Raw genomic sequence first — 20,837 nt, 5'->3', positions numbered from 1 at the left:
ACGACATGACCCCCCTGCCCCGCTTCGCCGCGCGCACCGCGGTGACCACCGCCGCCCTGGCCCTGCTCGCCCCCGCCGTGGCCCTGCCCTCCCAGGCCAGCCCGGCCGGCGACTCCCTCGTCATCAACGAGGCATACACCAACGGCGGCTCCGCGAACGCCGTGTACACCCACAAGTTCGTGGAGCTCTACAACCCCACCGACCAGCCGATCAACCTCGACGGCTGGTCCTTGCAGTACCGCTCCGCCGCCGGCACGGCCGCGACCCAGGGCACGGTCGCGCTGTCCGGCACGGTGCCCGCGAAGGGCCACTTCCTGGTCTCCGGCGGCTCCAACGGCACCGCGGGCGCGGCCCTGCCGCAGGCAGACCTCGTGGCCGGCGGGGCGTTCAACCCCGCGGGCACCAAGGGCACGATCGTGCTCGCGCGCCAGGCGGGCACCGTGACGGACCTGCCGGTCGGCTCCGTGGTGACCGGCCAGGTGCCGGGCGTCGCGGACGTGCTCGGCTACGGAGCCACGAACACCTTCGAAACAGCGGCTGCCGGCGCCCCCTCGGCCAACTCGGACCCGAAGTCCCTCACCCGCACGAACGGCGTGGACACGGACGACAACAGCGCCGACTTCACCGTCACCGACCAGGTCACCCCGACCAACGCCGCCGCCACCGGCGGCGAGCCGACCCCGGAGCCCGAGCCGCAGCCGACCCCGGCCGAGCGGATCACCATCGCCCAGCTCCAGGGCACCGGCACGGCCACCCCGTACGCCGGGCGCCAGGTGACCACCACCGGCGTCGTCACCGCCGTGTACTCCACGGGCGGCTACGACGGCTACTACATCCAGACCGCCGGCACCGGCGGCGACACCCCCGACGCCACCCCGGGCGCCTCCGACGGCGTGTTCGTGTACTCGCCGGACACGGTCGGCTCCGTGACGCTCGGCGACCACGTCCAGGTCACGGGCGAAGCGGCCGAGCACTACGGCCTCACGCAGATCAAGGTCGCCGCCGGCGGCGTGCTGCCGGTCGCCGAGCCCGGCGCCGTGGCCCCCACGCCGGTGGAGTTCCCGCTGGAGGAGGCCGACCGTGAGGCGCTCGAGGGCATGGTCCTCGCCCCGCAGGGCGACTGGACGGTCACGGACAACTACTCCCTCAACCAGTACGGCTCCCTCGGCATCGTCCCCGGCACCACGCCGCTGGACAACCCGACGTCGGTGGCTCGGCCCGGCGCCGAGGCCCAGGCCGTCGCGGCCGCCAACGCGCAGCAGCTGATCGTGCTCGACGACGGGGCCACCACGAACTTCATGCGCTCGCCGGGCAACCAGAATCCGCTGCCGTACCTGGACGCGGACCAGCCGGTGCGCGTGGGCGCGGGCCTGGAGTTCACCACCGGAGTCATCCTCGACTGGCGCTTCGACGCGTGGTCCTTCCAGCCGCTGGGCCACCTCACCGATGCCACGGCGGCCGCCGTCCAGCCCGTGACGATCGAGGACACCCGCCCGGCCGAGGCCGCCCCCGAGGCGGTCGGCGGCAACGTCACCGTCGGCAGCTTCAACGTGCTCAACTACTTCACGACCCTGGGTCAGGACGTGGCCGGCTGCAGCGCCTACCGCGACCGCGCCGGCAACCCCGTCACCACGAACGGCTGCCTGCCGCGCGGCGCCTACACCTCCGAGGCGTTCGCCCGCCAGCAGGAGAAGATCGCGGCCGCGATCAACGGCCTCGGCACCTCGGTGGTCGCGCTAGAGGAGATCGAGAACTCCGAGAAGTTCGGCCTCGACCGGGACCACGCGCTGGCCCACCTCGTGGAGGCCCTCAACGCGCAGGCCGGCGAGCAGCGCTGGGCCTACGTGGCCTCCCCGGCCACCCGTCCCGCGCTCGCGGACGAGGACGTCATCCGCTCCGCGTTCATCTACCAGCCGGCCGAGGTCACCCCGGTGGGCGAGTCGGTGATCCTGGACGACCAGACGAACTTCGACAACGCCCGCGAGCCGATGGCCCAGCTGTTCCGCGCCGCCGACGGCACGTCCGAGGGGGCGGCCGGCACCGACTTCGTGGCGATCACCAACCACTTCAAGTCCAAGGGCGGCTCGGGTGCGACCGGGGACAACGTGGACGCGGGCGACGGCCAGGGCGCGTACAACGCGGACCGCGTGGGCCAGGCCGAGGCCCTCGTGGCCTTCGCCGAGCGCATGAAGGCCGAGACCGGCACCGACCGCGTCCTGCTGATGGGCGACTTCAACGCCTACGAGAAGGAGGACCCGATCCGCGTGCTCGAGGCGGCCGGGTACCTCTCGCAGGGCGCGCTCACGGGCGAGTACTCGTACGCGTTCGGCGGCGCCGTCGGCAGCCTGGACGGGATCTACGCCTCGCCGTCGGCGGCGACGGCGATCACCGGCCAGGACATCTGGATGATCAACGCGAACGAATCCGTGGCACTGGAGTACTCGCGCCACAACTACGTGGCCGAGGACCTGTACTCCGCGGACCAGTGGCGGTCCTCGGACCACAACCCGATCCTGGTGGGCCTCCAGCTCGACGCGCCCGTGACCGAGCCGACCCCGGAGCCGGAGCCCTCCCCGCGCGAGACCTGCGACGGCGTGACCGATCCGCGCGGCGTGCCGGGCAAGCCCGCGAACTCCGTGCGCGAGTGGCTGCGCTGCGTCGGCGCGACCCCGGGTCACGGCGGCGACCACCCGGGCAAGGGCCACGGCCCGGAGCACCCCGGCAAGGGCCGCGGGCCGGTCCGTCCCTGACGGGACGCGGGGCGCCGCACCCGGCATGACGACGGCGGGGCCGTCCGGGAGCCACCCGGACGGCCCCGCCGTCGTCGTGGGGGCTCAGCCGGCGAGCACGGCCGTCGCGGCGGCGTCGGCGTCGGCGAGGAAGAGGGCACGTCCGGCCGGATCGGCCCCGGCCTCGGCCGCGATCGCGGTGCCCCACTGCACGCCCGAGAGCTGCAGGCCCAGCACGAACACGTCCGCGTGGACCGTGCCGTCCGCGGCCCGCAGCCGGTACGGGCGGGCCGTGACGTCGAAGCCGGTGGCGGGCACGCGCACACCCTCCTCGTCCTCCCACGTCCCGGCCGCGGCGACGCCGTCCGCCAGCATCTGACGGACCAGCGGGGAGGCGGCGGCCTGCACGCGGTTGGGCGGCATCATCGCCTCCACCAGCCAGGCCCCCTCGACGACGGCGGGCCCCAGCGAGTCCTGCGCTCCCACCTGGGGGCTGTGGGCGGTGAACCCGTGGTCCTCGGCCTCGACCACGGGCGCGGGGCCGGCCCAGGTGAGCAGGCCGGCCCGGTGCACCGCCAGCATCTGCTCGACGCGCCACAGGGGCGGGCCGGAGGCGAGGCCCTCGACCAGCGGCTCGAACCAGCCCTGGACGTCCCGGATGCGGGAGGCCTCGGCGATCCGACCCTCGGCGATCCACGCCTTGATCCGCAGTCGGCCGGCATGGAGCGCGCCGACGGCCATCATGAACGGGGACTCCTCCCCGAGGGCGGCCTCCACGCAGGCCTGCTCCATGAGGTCCGCGACGGCCCGCTGATAGTCCTCATGGGAGGCGAACACGGCGTCCTCGAACGGGGATCCATAGGCCAGGATGTCCAGGAAGCGGCGGCCGGGGGCGTACCGCTGGAGGAGCTCCTCGGCGTGCGCGGAGGTCACGGGGGCGCCGCGGCCGGCCTCCTCGAGCTGGCCGACGAGCTCCCCGAGGAACCGGCGCGCCTCGACGGGGCCGCCGAGGATCTCGGGCTGGGCCCGGACGAGCGTGGCGTAGTAGTGCCGGACCACGTCGCGGTGCAGCAGCGGCCAGAGGTGCTCGGCGAGGTCCAGGGCCCCGTGCCGGGCGGCGAGGGCGTCCACGGCGGCGTCGGAGAGGTAGCTGAGGGTGACGCCGCGGGGCACGAAGGCGTCCACCTCGGCCTTGGGCAGGTACGGGATAGCGCGGCGGGACATCAGGTGCAGGCGGGGCTCGTCCCCCGACGGCTCGTACCGCAGGGCCCGGCCGGGTCCGTCGCCGGTGCGGCGGTACACCCCGCCCCGGCCCTGGGTGAGCTGGGCCAGCAGGTCGAACGCGTTCAGGCCCATGCCCCGCACGAGGACGTCCGCCCCGGCCTCCACGGTCTCCCAGTCCACGTCCGAGGGGATCTGCGGGCCCTGGTAGTGCAGCGCGTCCCGGCCCCGCGCGGCGGCGGCCATCCGGTTCTGGCCGGGGCTGAGCTCCGCAGGCTGATGGCCCAGGCAGAGCACGACGGCGTCCGCGTCGAGCGCGGAGACCGCACCGTCGGCGTCCCGCAGCTCCAGGCGGGCGCCGCCGTCGGGCCGGGGGTGCAGGGCGGTGGCCTCCGCGCGGTGCTCGACGACCTCGACGACCTCGGGGCGGGCGCGCAGCCCCGCGACGACGTCCTTGTACAGGTGCCGGAGGTAGCGCCCGTAGACCGCTCGGGCCGGGTACTGGTGGCGGCGCACGCCGAGGCTGGCCTCCGGGTGCACGCGACGCCACTGGTCGAAGGTCTGGGCGGCGGTGGAGGGGCGCAGACCGGGGTTGTCGGCGGCGCACGCGGTCGGGAAGAACGCGGGGGTGTTCATGAGGTACAGCTCGGACTGGTCCGTGCGCCACACCCGCCCTGGCCCGGGCGGATAGGGGTCCACGACGTCGATGCGCAGCCGCCGGGGGTGTGCGTCCGGGGCCGCGCCCTCGAGTCGGGCGAGGATCCGCTCCAGCAGCATGACGCCGCGGGGGCCGGCTCCCACCACTGCGAGGCGGCGCTCGGCCACCAGGGGCTCGGACATGGGGCCTCCACTCTCCTCGGGATCGTTTTCACGCCTGCGGCGCGCGTATTCCACACAATATCGGTGGCCGTCAAGGGTCGCGGACCGCATGCGCCACACTCCCACCGATCCCCCAGGATCCACAGCAGGCCCGGACGAAGAATCCGCGGAATCATGCGGATCACACCGAGATTCTGGGAGAAGTCTGGGAATTGGGAATCTGGGGGGCCGATGGTTGACGCCACTCGGGCCCATGGGGAATTGTGAATGAGCGTAAGGCAACAAAACACCAATTCAGAAGGAGAATTCCTCATGGACCGCAACGCTCTCGACCAGCTGCAGAACTCCACCGTCTTCGCCACCGACGGCGACAAGATCGGCTCCGTCGGTCAGGTCTACCTCGACGACGTCACCAACGAGCCCACCTTCGTCACGGTGAAGACCGGCCTGTTCGGCGCCCGCGAGACCTTCGTGCCGCTGCAGCAGGCCCAGACCACCGCCGACGGCATCACGGTGCCCTTCGAGAAGTCCTTCGTGAAGGACGCCCCGAACGTGGACGCGGACGGCTCGCTGACCCCCGAGGAGGAGCAGCGCATCTACGAGTACTACTCCATGGAGTACTCCGCCGCGGATCACGACGGCGACGTGCGTCGTGACGACGTGCGCACCGACGCCGGCGCCGCCGGCGTGGCCGGCACCGCGGGTGTGGCCGGCGTGGCCGACCGCCGCGACGAGGCCGTCGTGGACGGCGACCGCCGCGACGTGGCCGATCGTGACCGCCGCGAGGTGACCGACGCCGACTCCGTCGTCGTCAAGGACGAGCACCTGAACGTCGGCACCGAGCGCCGCGCCTCCGGCCGCGTCCGTCTGCGCAAGCAGGCCTACACCACCACCGAGACCGTCGAGGTGCCCGTCACCCGCGAGGAGGTCGTGGTGGAGCGCGAGTCCGTCGACCCGAACTCCGCCGAGGCCCGCACCGCCGGCCGCGACGGCGACGTCGAGGTCACCACCTACGAGGAGACCCCGGTCGTCGACAAGACCGTGGACGCCGAGAAGGTCTCCCTGGGCAAGCGCCAGGTGCAGGACACCGAGACGGTGACCGAGGAGGTCCGCCACGAGGACGTCAAGGTCGACGGCGACGCCACCGATCGCGACCTCGACGGCCGCAAGGACCGCAAGGACCGTATCTGATCTGAACGGACGCGTCGGCCTCAGGCCGGACGGCTGACAGATCACGCGGGGCCCCGGATCCATGGATCCGGGGCCCCGCTCGTGCGCGGTGGGGATCCCGCCCGTGAGCACGGCGTTCCTTTGCCCTGCCCTGGCTCGGCGCGCTAAGCTGGACCGGTCTGACCGCGCGTCGCCCCGTGCGAGGCGCGCCGGATGGAGGAGACGTGCCAGAGCGGCCGAATGGACTTCACTGCTAATGAAGGGCTCGACGAAAGTTGGGCCGGGGGTTCAAATCCCCCCGTCTCCGCCAGAGAGGGCCGGAATCCACGCGATTCCGGCCCTCTTCGCGTCTGCGCGCGGCGACCTGATGTGCCGACCGACCGGTGACTAGCCCTCCCCGCGGCGCTCCCGCATGCGGCGCAGCAGCTCGTACGCCTCCGGCAGGGAGAGCTCCGAGTGGCTGGACAGCTGGACGGCGGCGGACTCGAGGTTGCCGTCCCGCACCATGGCGGCGAGCTGGTCGCGCAGCCACGGCGGCAGGTCCTGCGAGGAGAGCCGGACGGACTCCGTCCCCCGCATCACCTCGACCTCGAAGGGGAGCTCCTCCTCGGCGGGGGCGGCGGTCCACTCGGCCGGGACGGTCAGGGTCGTCAACTCGTCGGCGGACGGCGCCGTCGGACGCGGCGCGGCCGAGGCGTGGTCGGTGTCCTGCCGGGCGTCGTCCTCGGCCACGGCGTCAGAGGTCTCGCGATCGGGCGTCTGGGCGTCCGGCTCCCCCCGCCCGCTCGAATCCTGTCCGGGCCGCTTCGGCCCGGGGGTGTCGGCCGGGGCTGCGTCGTCCCGGTGGGGCTCCCCATGGTCGCCGGGAACGGGCCCCGCGACTCCGGCGGACGTGGCGTCCGGTTCCTGCACCGGCGCGGAATAGACCTGCGGATGCACGGCGAGGGACTGCACGTCCATGACGGCGTCCTTCAGGCCGCGTCCCGTGTGGGCGCGGTAGTCGCGCACGGCCTCCATCACGCGGCTCTGGGCGATGTGCCCGTACACGCGCCGATGGGCGTCCTCGTCCAGCAGCCCCGCCGCCAGACGCGCCCGCTCCGGTCCGATGTCCAGCCCGCGACCGGACGGCGTGCGCTGATCCGCCGCCTGACGCGCTCGACCAGCCGACATCCACCGGGCGGCGGCGAACGCGAGGGCGCCGATGACGACCACCGCGAGGACAGGGACGAGATATTCCATGCCACCAGTCTAGGTGTGGCCCACAAGGGCCATGCCGGCAGCCGCGGCGCCACATCACAACCTGGTCACAGTTCTGCCAGGGCTCCAGAGCCACCGGGGGCCTCCCCTACGGTGGAATGTGGAGTCCTCCGTGTCTGGTCACGGCGGCCGGGTCCTCCGGCGCCACGGACGCGGCCGCCTCGTCGCCCGCATCTGCGGACGGATCCGAGGCCTCGTCGTCGCAGGGACGGTCCTCGGATGCGGCCTCCTCGCCGGCTGCGACGTCGTCCGGTGAGGGCTCGCCGTCGGCCGCCGCAGACCCCGCGGACCCCGCGCTCCCCCTGGCCGCCCGCTCCCACGAGGGCGTGCCGATGCGGGCCTTCACGGCGGAGGAGCGCCCGCCGCAGTTCGTCCTCTTCTCCTTCGACGGCGGCCGTCAGGACGCGCGCTGGAAGACCTTCCTGGACGCGGCCGCGGACTCCGACGCGAAGTTCACGGTGTTCCAGTCCGCGATCAACCTCATCGAGACCGCCAACCGGGAGAACTACGCGGCGCCCGGCAACGAGCCCGGCTACGTGGGCACGGAGTTCGGCGGCGACGAGGCCGAGGTGGCGCAGCGCATCGAGAACATCAACACGGCCCACGCCGCCGGCCACGAGATCGGCACCCACTACGCGGGTCACCTGTGCGCGCCCACGAGGTACGGCGCAGACCAGTGGTCCACGGCCGAATGGAAGCAGGAGTACGGCTCGTTCACGGACATCCTCTCCGACCCCGGCGCCTACAACCCGGGCAGCTCCCTGCCGGCGCTGGAGGTCACCCCCGACGACGTCAAGGGCGGACGTCTGCCCTGCCTCGACGGGGAGTGGGACCAGCTCGTCCCGATGTGGAAGGACAACGGGCTCGAGTACGACACGTCGCGTGCCGCGGCCGCCTCCGGCGTCGCCTGGCCCTACCAGGAGGACGGGATCTGGGAGTTCGAGATGCCGATGGCCTGGTCCCCCGTGCTCGCCGAGAAGGACGCGGCCAGCCCGTTCGTGATGGCGATGGACTACAACTTCTGGATCTCCGGCAACGGCGGCAAGGACATCCCGGAGGACGTCTCCCGACTCACCGACTTCCAGTACCGCACCTACCGCTACATGTACGACTCGGCGTTCGCGGGCAACCGCGCCCCGCTGGTGTTCGGCAACCACTTCAACGACTGGGGTCTCAACGCGTTCAACCCGGCTGTGGAGAAGGTCATGCGCGAGGTGTGCGTCGAGGAGGACACCTACTGCGTGACCTACCAGCAGATGATCGCGTGGCTCGAGCTGCAGGACCCGGAGGTCCTCGCCGCCTGGCGCGACCAGGCCCGGTCCGCCACCGGCACGGATGCCGAGAACCTCGGCTGGTGACCCGCCGGGCGGCCCGCTCACACCCGCCCCCATGACGGCCCCGGCTCAGCGCGCCGGGGCCGTCTCGCGTCCGCGCAGCACGACGACGGCGCTCGCCAGGGCGGTCAGCACCAGGGCCAGGACCATCAGCACCGTCCCCGGCCACCCGTGGGACTCGTGGAACACGCCGCCCAGCCAGCCGAAGAGGCTCGAGCCGGCGTAGTACGCGAAGTTGTACAGGGAGGTCGACTGGGCGCGGCCCGTGGGGGCGGCCGTCCCGGACCACGCGGAGGCCACGGCATGGGCGGCGAAGAACGCGCCCGTCACGAGCACGAGGGCAGGCACCAGCACCGCCGGATGCGGGACCAACGTGAGGGCGACGCCCGCCGCCATGGCCGCCGTCGCGCCGGCCAGGACGGGCAGCCGTCCCACCCGCGCGGCCAGCCGACCCGCGCGCGGCGACGACCACGTGCCCGCGAGATAGGCGAGGAAGACGAGGCCGGCCGCCGTCGGCGTCCAGGAGAACGGCGGGTCGAGCAGGCGGTACCCCACGAAGTTGTACAGCGCCACGAACCCGCCCATCAGCAGCGCCCCCTGCAGGTAGACGGCGACGAGCTCCGGCGAGCGCAGGTGACCGCGCACGATGCGCACGAGCGTCGCCGGGGAGGTGGGCGACGGCGTGAAACGCCGGGCGCGCGGCGTGATCGCCAGGAAGCCGACCGTGCACAGCACCCCGACCACGGTGACGGTCAGCATCCCGCCGCGCCACGAGGACGCCTCCGCGACGGGCAGGGCGAGGAGCCGGCCGGAGAGCCCGCCGAGGGTGGTGCCGGCGATGTAGGTGCCGGCGGCAGCCGCGACCGCGTGCGGGACCACCTCCTCCGCCAGCAGCGCCACGGCGAGTCCCGCGACGCCCCCATGCGCCATGCCCTCGAGCAGGCGCAGGCCCAGCATGGCCTCGAACGTGGGTGCGAGGACGCCCGTGAGCGCGCACGCACTGGCGGAGACCATCGAGACCACCATGGCGCGTCGGCGGCCCCACCGGTCCCCGGCCACGGACCACGGCACCACCGACACGGCGAGGCCGAGTGTGCTGGCGGAGACGAGCAGGGCGGCACGGTCCGCGGGGACGCCCAGGTCGTCGCTGACGAGCGGCAGCAGGCCCTGCGGGGAGTAGAGCTGGGCGAACGTGGCCACCCCCGCCAGGAACAGCCCGATCAGCAGCCTGCGGTACGCGGGCTCCCCGGGAGCGGCCGGCGCGGGTCCCGACGGCGGGACGGCCGGGGGCCCCGCGCTCGGGGGCGGAGTGGTCGGGGGCACGCCCTCACTGTATCCAGGCTGTCCACTACGATCGGTCGGGTGACTACCTCGACCCCCTCCCTCGACCTGCACGACTCCTTCAAGGCGTACGACGTCCGCGGCATCGTGGGCGAATCCATCACGGCGGAGAGCGTCCGCGCGGTGGGCGCGGCCTTCGTGGACGTGCTGGGCCTGGCCGGTCAGACCGTGCTGGTCGGCGGGGACATGCGCCCCTCCTCGCCCGCGTTCATGACGGCCTTCGCCGAGGGTGCCACGCGCCGCGGCGCCGACGTCGTCACCCTGGGGCTGATCTCCACGGACATGCTCTACTACGCGGCGGGCGTGAAGCAGGCCGCGGGCGTGGTGTTCACCGCCTCGCACAACCCGGCCGAGTACAACGGCATGAAGATGGCCCAGGCCGGCGCCGTGCCGGTCTCCTCGGACACCGGGCTGTTCGAGATCCGCGACGCGGCCCAGGCCTACCTCGACGCCGGTGAGATCCCCGCGGCCGAGACCACCGGCACCGTGACGGAGGAGGACATCCTCCCCGGCTACGCCGCATACCTGCGCTCGCTCGTGGACCTGACGGGGGTGCGCCGCCTGAAGGTCGTGGTGGACGCGGGCAACGGCATGGCGGGCAAGACCACCCCGGCCGTCCTCGGCGACGCCGAGACGGCCGCCCTGCCGCTGGAGATCGAGCCGCTCTACTTCGAGCTGGACGGCACCTTCCCGAACCACCCGGCCAATCCTCTGGAGCCGGAGAACCTGCGGGACCTGCAGGCCGCCGTCGTGGAGCACGGTGCGGACATCGGCCTGGCCTTCGACGGCGACGCCGACCGCTGCTTCGTGATCGACGAGCAGGGCGCTCCGGTCTCCCCCTCCGCGGTCACCGCCCTGGTGGCCCGCCGCGAGATCGCCCGCGCGAAGGCCGACGGCGAGCAGACCCCCGTGGTCATCCACAACCTGATCACCTCCCGCGCCGTCCCCGAGCTCGTGGCGGCCGACGGGGGCCGGGCCGTGGAGACCCGCGTGGGCCACTCCTTCATCAAGGCGGTCATGGCCGCCGAGTCCGCCGTGTTCGGGGGCGAGCACTCCGCGCACTACTACTTCCGCGACTTCTTCAACGCGGACACCGGCATGCTCGCGGCCATGCACGTGCTGGCGGCCCTGGGCGGCCAGGAGCAGCCGCTGTCCGAGCTGGCCGAGGAGTACGAGCCGTACGTGGCCTCCGGCGAGATCAACTCGCAGGTCGAGGACAAGGACGCCGCCGTGGCCGCGGTGGTGGCGCAGTTCGCCCCCGCCGTGGGCGAGGGCGTCGGCGAGGGCCAGGCCGTGCACGAGGACTTCGCCGGGGTGGCCACCACGGTGACCCGCATGGACGGCACCACGGTCGCCGCCCAGGACGGCACGTGGTGGTTCAACCTCCGCCCGTCCAACACGGAGCCGTTCCTGCGCTACAACGGCGAGGCCCGCACGGCCGCCACCATGGAGGCGCTCCGCGACGCCGTGCTGGCGATCGTCCGCGCGGAGCGCTGACCTCGGCGGCTCATCCGGCCTGGGCCAGGACGAGCGGCAGCACCCCCTGGGCGCCGGCCTCGCGCAGCACCCGCGCAGCCTCGGCGAGCGACCACCGCGAGTCGACGAGGTCGTCGACCAGCAGCACGGGGCCGTGGCGGCCGGCGTCCGGGGCGGTGCGCAGCATCTGCGCCATCGCCTCGGGGACGGCGAACCGGCCGTACACGGACCCGAGCCGGTAGGCGCTGTTGCCGCCCGGCCCGGCCGTGGGGCCGCCGCGCGCGTGCTCGAGCGAGCCGAGGAACGGCAGCCGGCCGATCCGGGCGATCCCCTCGGCGAACGACCCCACCAGCTGCGGGCGGGTGCGCGAGGGCATCGCGACGACGGCGATCGGCCGCGTCCGCCACCCCCAGCCGGCCAGGACGTCGACGGCGCCCCGCAGGACCTCCTCCGGCACCGGGGCGTCCTCCCGGTCCAGCAGGTCCCGCAGGACGGTGCCCCACCCGAGGTCCGTCAGGCGGGCGAGCGCGCGACCCTCCTCGGCCTGTGACTCGGGCGCGATGCGCCCCTTCACGGGCACGCCCAGCCGGTCCATGCCCGAGGGCCACATGCGACGGGGCTCGATCGGCACGCCGGTGCGGCGCAGGGCGGCCTCCGCGCGCTCCCCCGCCGCCCCGTCCGATCCCGTCGGGTACCAGGGGCCGGCGCAGACGTCACAGCGGCCGCACGGCGCGGCGGTGGGGTCGTCCAGGGTGCGGGCCAGGAACTCCATGCGGCACCGGTCCGTGGTCTGGTAGTCGAGCATGAGCCGCTCCTCGGCCCGGCGCGCCTCGGCCACGCGGGCGTACCGCTCGGCGTCGTACGTCCACTCCCGCCCGGTGGCGCGCCAGCCGCCGCCCACCCGCTCGACCGCCCCGTCCACGGCGAGGACCTTGAGCAGCAGCTCCAGGGTGGTGCGCTTGATCCGCACGGCCGGCTCGAGCGCCGCCACGGAGAGGGCCCCGCCGTGGTCCGCGAGCGCCCCCAGCACGGCGCGCGCCTGCTCCTCGTCCGGCATGGAGGCGGTGGCGAAGTACTCCCAGATGCGACGGTCCTCGGGCCCGGGCAGCAGGAGCACGTCCGCGTGGTCCGTCCCGCGGCCGGCACGGCCGACCTGCTGGTAGTACGCCACGGGCGAGCCCGGCGCGCCGAAGTGCACCACGAACGTCAGGTCCGGCTTGTCGAAGCCCATGCCGAGCGCCGAGGTGGCCACGACGGCCTTCACCCGGTTGGCCTTGAGGTCCTCCTCGATCTCGGCGCGCCGCTCCGGGTCCGTGCGGCCCGTGTAGGCGACCACCTCGTGCCCCGCCTCGCGCAGGGCGCGCGCCGTGTCCTCGGCGGCGGAGACCGTGAGGGCGTAGACGATCCCGGAGCCCGGCAGGTCCGCGAGGTGGTCGAGGAGCCAGGCCAGGCGCGCGGCCGGGCTGGGCATGCGCAGCACGCCCAGGCGCAGCGAGGCGCGGGCCAGGGGGCCGCGGAGCACGAACACGTCCTGCTCGGAGGCGACGCCGAGCTGCTCCACCACGTCCGCCACCACACGGGCGTTGGCCGTGGCGGTGGTGGCCAGCACGGGCACCGCGCGCGGCCCCTCGGCGGGAAGCAGCCCGATCAGGTCCCGGATGCGGCGGTAGTCCGGCCGGAAGTCGTGGCCCCAGTCGGAGATGCAGTGGGCCTCGTCCACCACGAGCAGGCCCATGCGCGCCACGAGGTCCGGCAGCTGCTCGTCCCGGAACCGGGGGTTCGTGAGGCGCTCGGGCGAGATCAGCAGCACGTCCACCTCGTCCGCCGCGAGCCGGGCCCGGACCTCGTCCCACTCCGTGGCGTTCGCCGAGCTCACGGACACCGCGCGCACGCCCGCCCGGGCGGCGGCCGCGACCTGGTCCCGCATGAGCGCGAGCAGCGGGGAGACGATCAGCGTGGGCCCCGCGCCGCGGGCGCGCAGCAGGAGGGAGGCCACGAAGTACACGGCGGACTTGCCCCAGCCGGTGCGCTGCACCACCAGGGCGCGGCGGCGGTGGGCCACGAGCGCCTCGATCGCCTCGAACTGCCCGTCCTTGAATCGCGCGTCCGGCCGGTCCACGAGCCGACGCAGGACGGCCAGGGCCTCCTCGTGCAGCGCGGCGTCGCCCCCCGGCACGGAGGTCTCGGGGAGGCGGGGGCCGGCGTCGGGGTGCGAGGTGGCGTCCATGGCGTCAGTATGCCAACCGGCCCGGACACCGCAGGCGCGGCGGCGCCGTGCACCGGTGGGATGATGGCGGGATGAAGCTGAGCGCCTACACCGACGTCTGCCTGCGTGTGCTGATGACGCTCGCGGCCGCCGAGGGGGAACGGCTCACCAGCCAGCAGATCGCGGACCGGATCCAGGTGCCCTACAACCACGTGATCAAGGCGGTCGCCGAGCTGCGTCGCCGCGGGACCATCGAGGTGCTGCGCGGTCGGCACGGCGGGGCCATGATCGCCGCGGCCGGTCTGGACCAGCGTGTGGGCGAGCTCGTGCGCTCGCTGAGCAGCCGCGACGAGGTGATCGACTGCGCCGGGCGCGACTCCGGGGTGGCGTGCCCCTACGCCGGCGACTGCCGCCTGCGCGGCGCCCTGCACCGCGCACGCGAGGCCTTCCTCGCCGAACTCGACACCGTGCGGATCCGGGATCTGGTGAGCGCCGGGCCTGTCGGCGGACCCGTGCTGCTGGGCCTGCCGGAGATCCCCGTGACGCACTGAGGGAACGGGCCGGGGGGCGAGTTCCCGACGGCGACGGCCGGGTGTAATCTGGCAAAACCAGCGCAAGATTCGCCACCGAAGAGACGGAGACCCCCGTGCTGTCCGAGAAGTCCCACCCCGTCATCGAGGCCACCGCCGCCGTCGTCGCCGAGCACATGCCGGAGATCACGCCCCTGTTCTACGCCCACATGTTCGAGGCCCACCCCGAGCTCCTCGACGGCGTCTTCTCCCGCGCCAACCAGCGCAACGGCGAGCAGGCCCAGGCCCTCGCCGGCTCGATCGTGAAGTTCGCGGTGCACCTGCTCGAGAACCCGGGCACCCTGCCCGAGGCCGTCCTGTCCCGCATCGCCCACAAGCACACCGCCCTCGGCATCGTCGAGGAGCAGTACCCGATCGTCTACGAGAACCTCTTCTGGGCCATCGGCGAGGTGCTCGGCGACGCCGTCACCCCCGCGGTGGCCGACGCCTGGACCGAGGTCTACTGGCTCATGGCCGACGCCCTCATCAAGATCGAGAAGGGCCTCTACTCCCAGCAGGCCAACGACAGGATGTGGACGGACTGGAGGGTCGTCGCGAAGGAGCCCACCGGCAACGCGGCCGTCACCTTCCGCTTCGAGCCGGCCGACGACACCCCGCAGTCCCGCGGCAGGGCCGGCGGCTACGTGTCCGTGCGCCTGAAGGTAGAGGACGGCCTGCGCCAGTGCCGCCAGTACTCCCTCTCCGAGAAGGCCGAGTCCACCACCGAACGTGTCATCACCGTGAAGCTGGACGAGGGCGGCGAGGTCTCGCCCATGCTCATCCAGAACGTGGAGGTCGGCGACGTCATCGAGCTGTCCAACCCCTACGGCGACATCACCCTCGAGGACGAGGACTCCACCGCTCCCCTGGTCCTGGCGACCGCCGGCATCGGCATCACCCCGGCCGCCGCGATCTTGGACGCGCTCGCCCAGCAGGGCTCGGACCGCCAGGTCCTCTTCTTCCACGGCGACGCGTCCTGGGAGGCGGTGGCCCTGCGCGAACAGGTGACGGAGTCCCTGGCGGCGTTGCCGCACGGCGACGCCCGCCTCTTCCTCGGGGTGCGGCCGGAGCAGGACCCCGAGGGCGTCACGACCGTCGAGGGTGTGATGCACTTCGACGACGTCGAACTGCCCCGCGACGGGCACTACATCCTGTGCGGCCCGCTCGCGTTCATGCAGTCCACCCGCTCGAAGCTGATCGACGCCGGCGTGCCCGCGACGTCCATCCGCTACGAGATCTTCGGCCCGGACCTCTGGCTCGCCGCCTGATCCGGCCCCGGAACGCGGAACGGCCCGCACCCCTCACGGGGTGCGGGCCGTTCCGCGTGCGGCGGGGCTCAGGCCTGCGCGAAGCGCTGCTTCTGCGCCTCGAAGCGGTCGCGGATGGCCTGCGGCAGGGACTCGCCGAACCGGCCGAGCCACTCCTCGATGAGCTCGTTCTCCTCGGCCCATTCCGCGGCGTCGACCTTGAGGGCGTCCTCGAGGTCCTCGGCCGACACCTCGAGGCCGGACAGGTCGAGCGAGCCCGCGGCCGGCACGAGGCCGATCGGGGTCTCCTCGGCCTCGGCCTTGCCCTCGAGGCGCTCCACGACCCACTTCAGGACGCGGGAGTTCTCGCCGAAGCCGGGCCAGGCGAAGCCGCCGTCGCGGTTGCGGCGGAACCAGTTGACCAGGTAGATGCGCGGCAGCTTCTCCGGGTCGGCCTTGCCGGACTCCCTGACCCAATGGGCCAGGTAGTCGCCGGCGTCGTAGCCGAGGAACGGCAGCATGGCCATCGGGTCGCGGCGCACGACGCCCACGGCGCCGGCGGCGGCCGCGGTGGTCTCCGAGGAGAGGGTGGCGCCCTTGAGGATGCCGTCCTCCCAGTCGAAGGCCTCGGTGACCAGCGGCACGGTGGTCTTGCGGCGGCCGCCGAACAGGATGGCGTCCAGCTTCACGCCCCGCGGGTCGCGGTACTCGTCGGCCAGCATGTCCGTCTGCTCGATGGGCGTGCAGAACCGGGAGTTCGGGTGAGCGGCCGGGGTGCCGGACTCGGGCGTCCAGTCGTTGCCGCGCCAGTCGGTGAGGTGCTCGGGGACCTCGTCCGTCATGCCCTCCCACCACACGCCGCCGTCGTCGGTGAGGGCGACGTTGGTGAAGATGGAGTTGCCCTTGGAGATCGCGCGCATGGCGTTCGGGTTGGTGGACCAGCCGGTGCCGGGGGCGACGCCGAAGTAGCCGGTCTCCGGGTTGATCACGCGGAACTCGCCGTCCTTGCCGGCGCGGATCCAGGTGATGTCGTCGCCCAGGGTCTCGGCCTTCCAGCCCTCGATCGTGGGGTCGATGAGGGCGAGGTTGGTCTTGCCGCAGGCCGACGGGAAGGCGCCGGTGATGTGGTAGGACCGGCCCTCGGGGTTGGTCAGCTTGAGGATCAGCATGTGCTCGGCGAGCCAGGCCTCGTCCCGGGCCATCACGGAGGCGATGCGCAGCGCGTAGCACTTCTTGCCGAGCAGGGCGTTGCCGCCGTAGCCGGAGCCGAAGGACCAGATGGAGCGCTCCTCGGGGAAGTGCACGATCCACTTGGTCTCGTTGCACGGCCACGGCACGTCCTGATCGCCCGGCTCCAGCGGGGCGCCCACGGAGTGCACGGCCGGCACGTAGAAGGCCTGCTCGCGGGACATCTTGTCCAGCACGTCCTGGCCGATGCGGGCCATGATGCGCATCGACAGGACCACGTAGGCGGAGTCGGTGATCTCCACGCCGTACTTCGGGTCCTCGGCGTCGAGGTGGCCCATCACGAACGGGATCACGTACATGGTGCGGCCACGCATGGCGCCGGTGAACGCGTCGTCGAGGATGCCGTGCATCTTCGCCGGGTCCATCCAGTTGTTGGTGAAGCCGGCGTCCTCTTCCTTCTCGGAGCAGATGAAGGTGCGGTCCTCCACGCGGGCGACGTCGGCGGGATCGGAGAACGCGGCGAAGGAGTGGGGGAACTTGTCCTCGGCCAGGCGGGTCAGGGTGCCCGCCGCCACGAGCTCGTCCGCGAGGCGGTCGCGCTCCTCCTCGGAGCCGTCGACCCACTGGACGGAGTCCGGCTGCGTCAGCTCTGCGATCTGAGCGACCCACTCGCGCAGCTGGGCGTAGTCCGTGGGCGCGTCCGCCAGGGCGCGATCCGCGAACGAGGTGGTGGCGTTGTCAGCCATGGTGGAGAGTCCTCCCATTGGGGTCCGGGGCCGTTCCGTCCCGTCCACTCCGATGCGTGCACCGCCGAAGCGCGCACCACATCGTTGTGGCCGCACGGTCCTGCCATGGTACCCGAGCCCGGCTATCATGGCCGCGCCCCCGCCACACCCCCGACACAGGCCGCCGCAGACCGTCGATTTGCACTCCGCCGGAGAGGTCCTGTAATGTTCTACGAGTTCGAGCCGCTCCGGCGGATCGGATGATGCGCCCATAGCTCAGCTGGATAGAGCGTCTGTCTACGGAACAGAAGGTCAGGGGTTCGAATCCCTTTGGGCGCACGATCAGAAGGCCCCGCTCCTGCTGGAGCGGGGCCTTCGTCGTGTCGGCGTGCCTCTGCCACGCGCGCCGCCGCGGAGGTCAGCGCCCCGGAACCACGAAGTGCGTCAGGGCGGCGTCGCGGCCGTCGAGCTCGGCCCACGGCTTCTCCACCCGGAACACCTGCATCCCGAGCGTCGGGTAGTGCTCGCTCATGCGCAGCGCCGCGTCCTGGTCCGAGTCCAGGCTCATCAGCCGCATGCCCAGCTCCTGCACCCACGGCATGTGGCCCACCACCAGCAGCCGTCGCGTGGTCTCCTCCGTCTCGTTGACGACGGCCAGGGCCCGCGCCGCGTCGGCGCCGTAGAGCCGCGGGTCCAGGTAGGGCGTGGGTGCCAGCTCGCCCAGGCGCTCGCACACCCACACGCACGTCTGACGGGTGCGCAGCGCATCGGAGCACACGACGGCGTCCGGGACGAGGTCGTGCTCGCGGAGCCAGTCGCCGGCGGCGGGCGCCTGGGCGTGGCCTCGCTCGGCGAGCGGGCGGGCATGGTCGTCGGCCGCGTCGGGCCAGCCGGCCTTGGCGTGCCGGAGGACGATCAGGGTCTTCGCGTCGGCGGTGCTCATGCGGCCAGGCTACGGCGACGGCCCCCGCTCGGGTGAGCGGGGGCCGTCGTCGGACACGGGCGGGCGCGGGTCAGATGCTGTACTCCGGCGCCGCCCACACGACCACCTCGGGGTGGCGGTAGAAGCGGTAGCCCTGGCCGCGCACGGTGCGCACGGTGTTCGCGAGGCGGCCGAGCTTGGCGCGCAGTCGGCGGATGTGCACGTCGATGGTGCGCTCGTTGGGCACCTCGTCGGCGTTGCGCCACAGGGCGTCGAGCAGCTCCTCGCGGCCGACGGTGCGCTCCCCGTTCTCCACGAGGTAGTTCAGGAGCTCGAACTCCTTGAAGGTGAGGTTCAGGGACTCGCCGTCCAGCTGCACCTCGCGCCGGGACAGGTCGATCAGCACACCGGGCTGGCGCGTGGACACGGGGGCCGGCGCCTGCGCCAGGTCGGGACGGGTGCCGCCCTGCACGGTCGGGTCGCCGAGCACCTGGCGCACGACCTCGATGTCGCGGCCCTCCGCGCCGGCGGGGGCCAGGGCGACGGCGGCGTGCGACTCCGCCCCGGGGACGAGGGACTCCACGTAGTGGCGCAGCTCGTTGGCCAGCCGCGTGAGGGAGGTGCCGGCGGCCGAGGCGGCCAGCTCGTCCATGCCCACGTAGATGACGAACCCGCGGGCCTCGTTCTCCCGGGCCACCGCCTGGGGACCCGGGATGCCGTTCGGCGCGAGGACCGGCGTCGGGGCCGTCTGGGAGTCGGGGGCGTCGGTGCCACCGGCCAGGCGCAGGCCTGCGCGGGCCTGGCCTCGGCGGGACATGCCGTCGGCCCGGCGCTGCGCGTTGCGGACGGAGATGTGCACGTATCCGGCGGACTGACCCATGGCCACCACTCCTCTTTCGGCTCATGGCTCCTCCACCGCTCGGTCGGCGCGGCGGACGAGGCGTCACATGACAAGAATGTGACTTCGCCGAGGGGGCTGGCAAGTAACGTTCGCACTTTTGTCTCACTATTTGAGAAAAAGAGTCCTGAATGTGCTCAACATCACTATTCGCGGATCGGAATAGCGTCGCGCGACCGGTCGGCTCGCCCGCGTGACTCTTTCATTGTTCAACAGGGCAGGGCGCGCCGCAGGACGAACGAGTATGCGGAATATTTATGCAGGCGACTTCCAGGCATTCCATATGACGCCATGATGACGGGTCACAGCGGGCCATGACGTCCACTAAATGGACGACACATTCGCGGCTCCGCTTGACGTCCCCGCCGGAGACGCTCCCGTGAGACGACCACGGTCCCCGCCGGGTGGGGGCGGGGGCCGTGGTCGTCTCGTGGCGGACGCGGAGGTCCGTTCAGGTCATTCCGCCAGACCGTAGAGCCGGTCGCCGGCATCGCCGAGGCCGGGGACGATGTAGGACCGCTCGTCCAGGCGCTCGTCGACGGCGGCCAGGTACAGGTCCACCTCGACGTCGCCCAGCGAGGCCTCCAGCCGCCCGATGCCCTCGGGCGCTCCGAGCAGGCAGAGGCACGTGACCCGCGCCGCGCCGCGCTGGTAGAGGAAGCGGATGGCCTCGATCAGCGTGCCTCCCGTGGCCAGCATGGGGTCCAGGACGAACACGTGACGCCCGGACAGGTCGGCGGGCAGCCGCTCCGCGTAGGTGACGATGTCCAGCGTCTCCTCATTGCGGGCCATGCCGAGGAACCCGACCTCGGCGGACGGCGCCATCTTGGTCATCCCCTCCAGCATCCCGAGCCCCGCGCGCAGGATCGGCACGACCAGCGGACGCGGGCGGGCCAGCCGGAAGCCGGTGGTCTCGGTCACCGGGGTCTCGATCCGCACCTCCTCCATGGCCACGTCGCGCGTCGCCTCGTAGGCGAGCAGCATCACGAGCTCCTCCGTGAGCTGCCGGAAGATCATGGACGGGGTCTTCTTGTCCCGCAGGACGCTGAGCTTGTGGGCCACGAGCGGGTGGTCGACGATGTGGACGCGCATGGCGCCCACGGTACCGCCCACGCGCGCCCCTGCGCCCGTCCCCGCGCCCGCGGGGGCGCCGACACCGCCGCTAGGCTGGCCGCGTGTCCGCCCCCGTCCCCTCCCCCGCGCCCACGGCCGAGCAGGAGCACGCGTGGATGGGCCTGGCACTCCGGGCCGCCCGCGTGGCCGGAGCGGCCGGCGACGTGCCGATCGGAGCCGCCCTCGTGGCCGGCGACGGGGCCGTCCTGGCCGTCGTCGGGAACGAGCGCGAGCAGCACCACGACCCCACCGCCCACGCCGAGGTCCTCGCGCTGCGCCGCGGGGCGGAGCTGCGGGCCGCCGCCGGGGCGGGCGACGGCTGGCGCCTGACGGACTGCACCCTCGTGGTGACCCTGGAGCCCTGCCCCATGTGCGCCGGTGCGCTGCTGCTGGCCCGCATCCCGCGCGTCGTGTTCGGGGCATGGGACCCGAAGGCGGGCGCGTGCGGCTCGGTGCTGGACGTGGTCCGCGACCCCCGCTTCAACCACCAGGTGCAGGTCCGCGCCGGCGTCCGCGCCGAGGAGAGCGCGGCGCTGCTGCGGGGGTTCTTCGCGGCACAGCGCGGCTGAACGCGCCCGCGCCCGACGACGGCGGGCGGCCGGTTTGGGCGCGCCGCCGCGGC

At 73.0% G+C, this 20,837-nt stretch carries 15 protein-coding genes and 2 tRNA genes; 9 read left to right on the top strand and 8 right to left on the bottom strand.

The features are described 5' to 3' along the window. Positions 1-5: 5 nt before the first annotated feature. Positions 6-2,750 (top strand): ExeM/NucH family extracellular endonuclease, encoded by a 2,745-nt coding sequence (locus AC3RJ9_RS01495; protein ID WP_186315069.1) that lies wholly within the window; start codon positions 6-8, stop codon positions 2,748-2,750. An 84-nt stretch (positions 2,751-2,834) separates the two neighbouring features. Here the strand turns inward: AC3RJ9_RS01495 and AC3RJ9_RS01490 are convergent, their stop codons facing one another. Then, positions 2,835-4,790 (bottom strand): FAD/NAD(P)-binding protein, encoded by a 1,956-nt coding sequence (locus AC3RJ9_RS01490; protein ID WP_123244402.1) that lies wholly within the window; start codon positions 4,788-4,790, stop codon positions 2,835-2,837. A 291-nt stretch (positions 4,791-5,081) separates the two neighbouring features. On the opposite strand from AC3RJ9_RS01490, the gene AC3RJ9_RS01485 reads away from it, so the two are divergent. Continuing rightward, positions 5,082-5,960, top strand: coding sequence for a PRC and DUF2382 domain-containing protein (locus AC3RJ9_RS01485; RefSeq protein WP_123244401.1), 879 nt, complete (start codon positions 5,082-5,084; stop codon positions 5,958-5,960). Positions 5,961-6,157: 197 nt separating this feature from the next. Beyond that, positions 6,158-6,249, top strand: a tRNA-Ser gene (locus AC3RJ9_RS01480). A gap of 77 nt (positions 6,250-6,326) precedes the next feature. Here AC3RJ9_RS01480 and AC3RJ9_RS01475 read toward each other — a convergent pair. Then, positions 6,327-7,178 (bottom strand): hypothetical protein, encoded by an 852-nt coding sequence (locus tag AC3RJ9_RS01475; RefSeq protein ID WP_489727671.1) that lies wholly within the window; start codon positions 7,176-7,178, stop codon positions 6,327-6,329. A gap of 350 nt (positions 7,179-7,528) precedes the next feature. Here AC3RJ9_RS01475 and AC3RJ9_RS01470 point away from each other — a divergent pair, with 350 nt between their 5' ends. Further along, entirely contained in the window at positions 7,529-8,554 is a 1,026-nt protein-coding gene (locus AC3RJ9_RS01470) for a polysaccharide deacetylase family protein (RefSeq protein ID WP_233569933.1), read from the top strand. 45 nt (positions 8,555-8,599) lie between these two features. Here the strand turns inward: AC3RJ9_RS01470 and AC3RJ9_RS01465 are convergent, their stop codons facing one another. After that, a complete protein-coding gene (locus AC3RJ9_RS01465; protein ID WP_255419543.1) occupies positions 8,600-9,751 on the bottom strand; it encodes an MFS transporter in 1,152 nt (383 codons plus the stop codon). A 141-nt stretch (positions 9,752-9,892) separates the two neighbouring features. Between AC3RJ9_RS01465 and AC3RJ9_RS01460 the strand changes: the two genes are divergently transcribed. Then, positions 9,893-11,368, top strand: a complete 1,476-nt coding sequence (locus tag AC3RJ9_RS01460; protein ID WP_123244170.1) for a phosphomannomutase/phosphoglucomutase — start codon at positions 9,893-9,895, stop codon at positions 11,366-11,368. A gap of 10 nt (positions 11,369-11,378) precedes the next feature. Here the strand turns inward: AC3RJ9_RS01460 and AC3RJ9_RS01455 are convergent, their stop codons facing one another. After that, complete coding sequence (locus AC3RJ9_RS01455) at positions 11,379-13,574, bottom strand: RecQ family ATP-dependent DNA helicase (RefSeq protein ID WP_159832833.1); 2,196 nt, start codon at positions 13,572-13,574, stop codon at positions 11,379-11,381. A gap of 71 nt (positions 13,575-13,645) precedes the next feature. Here AC3RJ9_RS01455 and AC3RJ9_RS01450 point away from each other — a divergent pair, with 71 nt between their 5' ends. Both AC3RJ9_RS01450 and AC3RJ9_RS01445 read left to right on the top strand, forming a co-directional pair. Further along, entirely contained in the window at positions 13,646-14,104 is a 459-nt protein-coding gene (locus AC3RJ9_RS01450; protein WP_041102859.1) for an RrF2 family transcriptional regulator, read from the top strand. Positions 14,105-14,199: 95 nt separating this feature from the next. After that, entirely contained in the window at positions 14,200-15,390 is a 1,191-nt protein-coding gene (locus tag AC3RJ9_RS01445) for a globin domain-containing protein (protein WP_041102857.1), read from the top strand. 68 nt (positions 15,391-15,458) lie between these two features. Here AC3RJ9_RS01445 and AC3RJ9_RS01440 read toward each other — a convergent pair whose 3' ends face one another. Continuing rightward, complete coding sequence (locus AC3RJ9_RS01440) at positions 15,459-17,303, bottom strand: phosphoenolpyruvate carboxykinase (GTP) (RefSeq protein ID WP_123244172.1); 1,845 nt, start codon at positions 17,301-17,303, stop codon at positions 15,459-15,461. Positions 17,304-17,547: 244 nt separating this feature from the next. Here AC3RJ9_RS01440 and AC3RJ9_RS01435 point away from each other — a divergent pair. Then, a tRNA-Arg gene (locus AC3RJ9_RS01435) sits at positions 17,548-17,621 on the top strand. 79 nt (positions 17,622-17,700) lie between these two features. Here AC3RJ9_RS01435 and AC3RJ9_RS01430 read toward each other — a convergent pair. From AC3RJ9_RS01430 to upp, 3 genes are all read right to left on the bottom strand, one after another. Continuing rightward, a complete protein-coding gene (locus AC3RJ9_RS01430) occupies positions 17,701-18,225 on the bottom strand; it encodes a SixA phosphatase family protein (protein WP_002854135.1) in 525 nt (174 codons plus the stop codon). 70 nt (positions 18,226-18,295) lie between these two features. After that, positions 18,296-19,084 (bottom strand): winged helix-turn-helix domain-containing protein, encoded by a 789-nt coding sequence (locus AC3RJ9_RS01425; RefSeq protein WP_036316068.1) that lies wholly within the window; start codon positions 19,082-19,084, stop codon positions 18,296-18,298. Between the two features lie 474 nt (positions 19,085-19,558). Next, entirely contained in the window at positions 19,559-20,194 is a 636-nt protein-coding gene (gene upp / locus AC3RJ9_RS01420) for a uracil phosphoribosyltransferase (protein WP_119217943.1), read from the bottom strand. Between the two features lie 83 nt (positions 20,195-20,277). Between upp and AC3RJ9_RS01415 the strand changes: the two genes are divergently transcribed. Beyond that, positions 20,278-20,784 carry a nucleoside deaminase gene (locus AC3RJ9_RS01415; RefSeq protein ID WP_123244173.1) on the top strand — a complete coding sequence of 169 codons (507 nt, stop codon included), beginning with the start codon at positions 20,278-20,280 and terminating at the stop codon, positions 20,782-20,784. Positions 20,785-20,837: the final 53 nt, after the last annotated feature.

This window comes from Micrococcus sp. 63XJN7_6_ISO-PGPR-S23-444 (genome assembly GCF_058072765.1).
The sequence above is the reverse complement of the archived record's forward strand: the minus strand, read 5'-3'. Positions and strand labels throughout refer to the sequence as shown.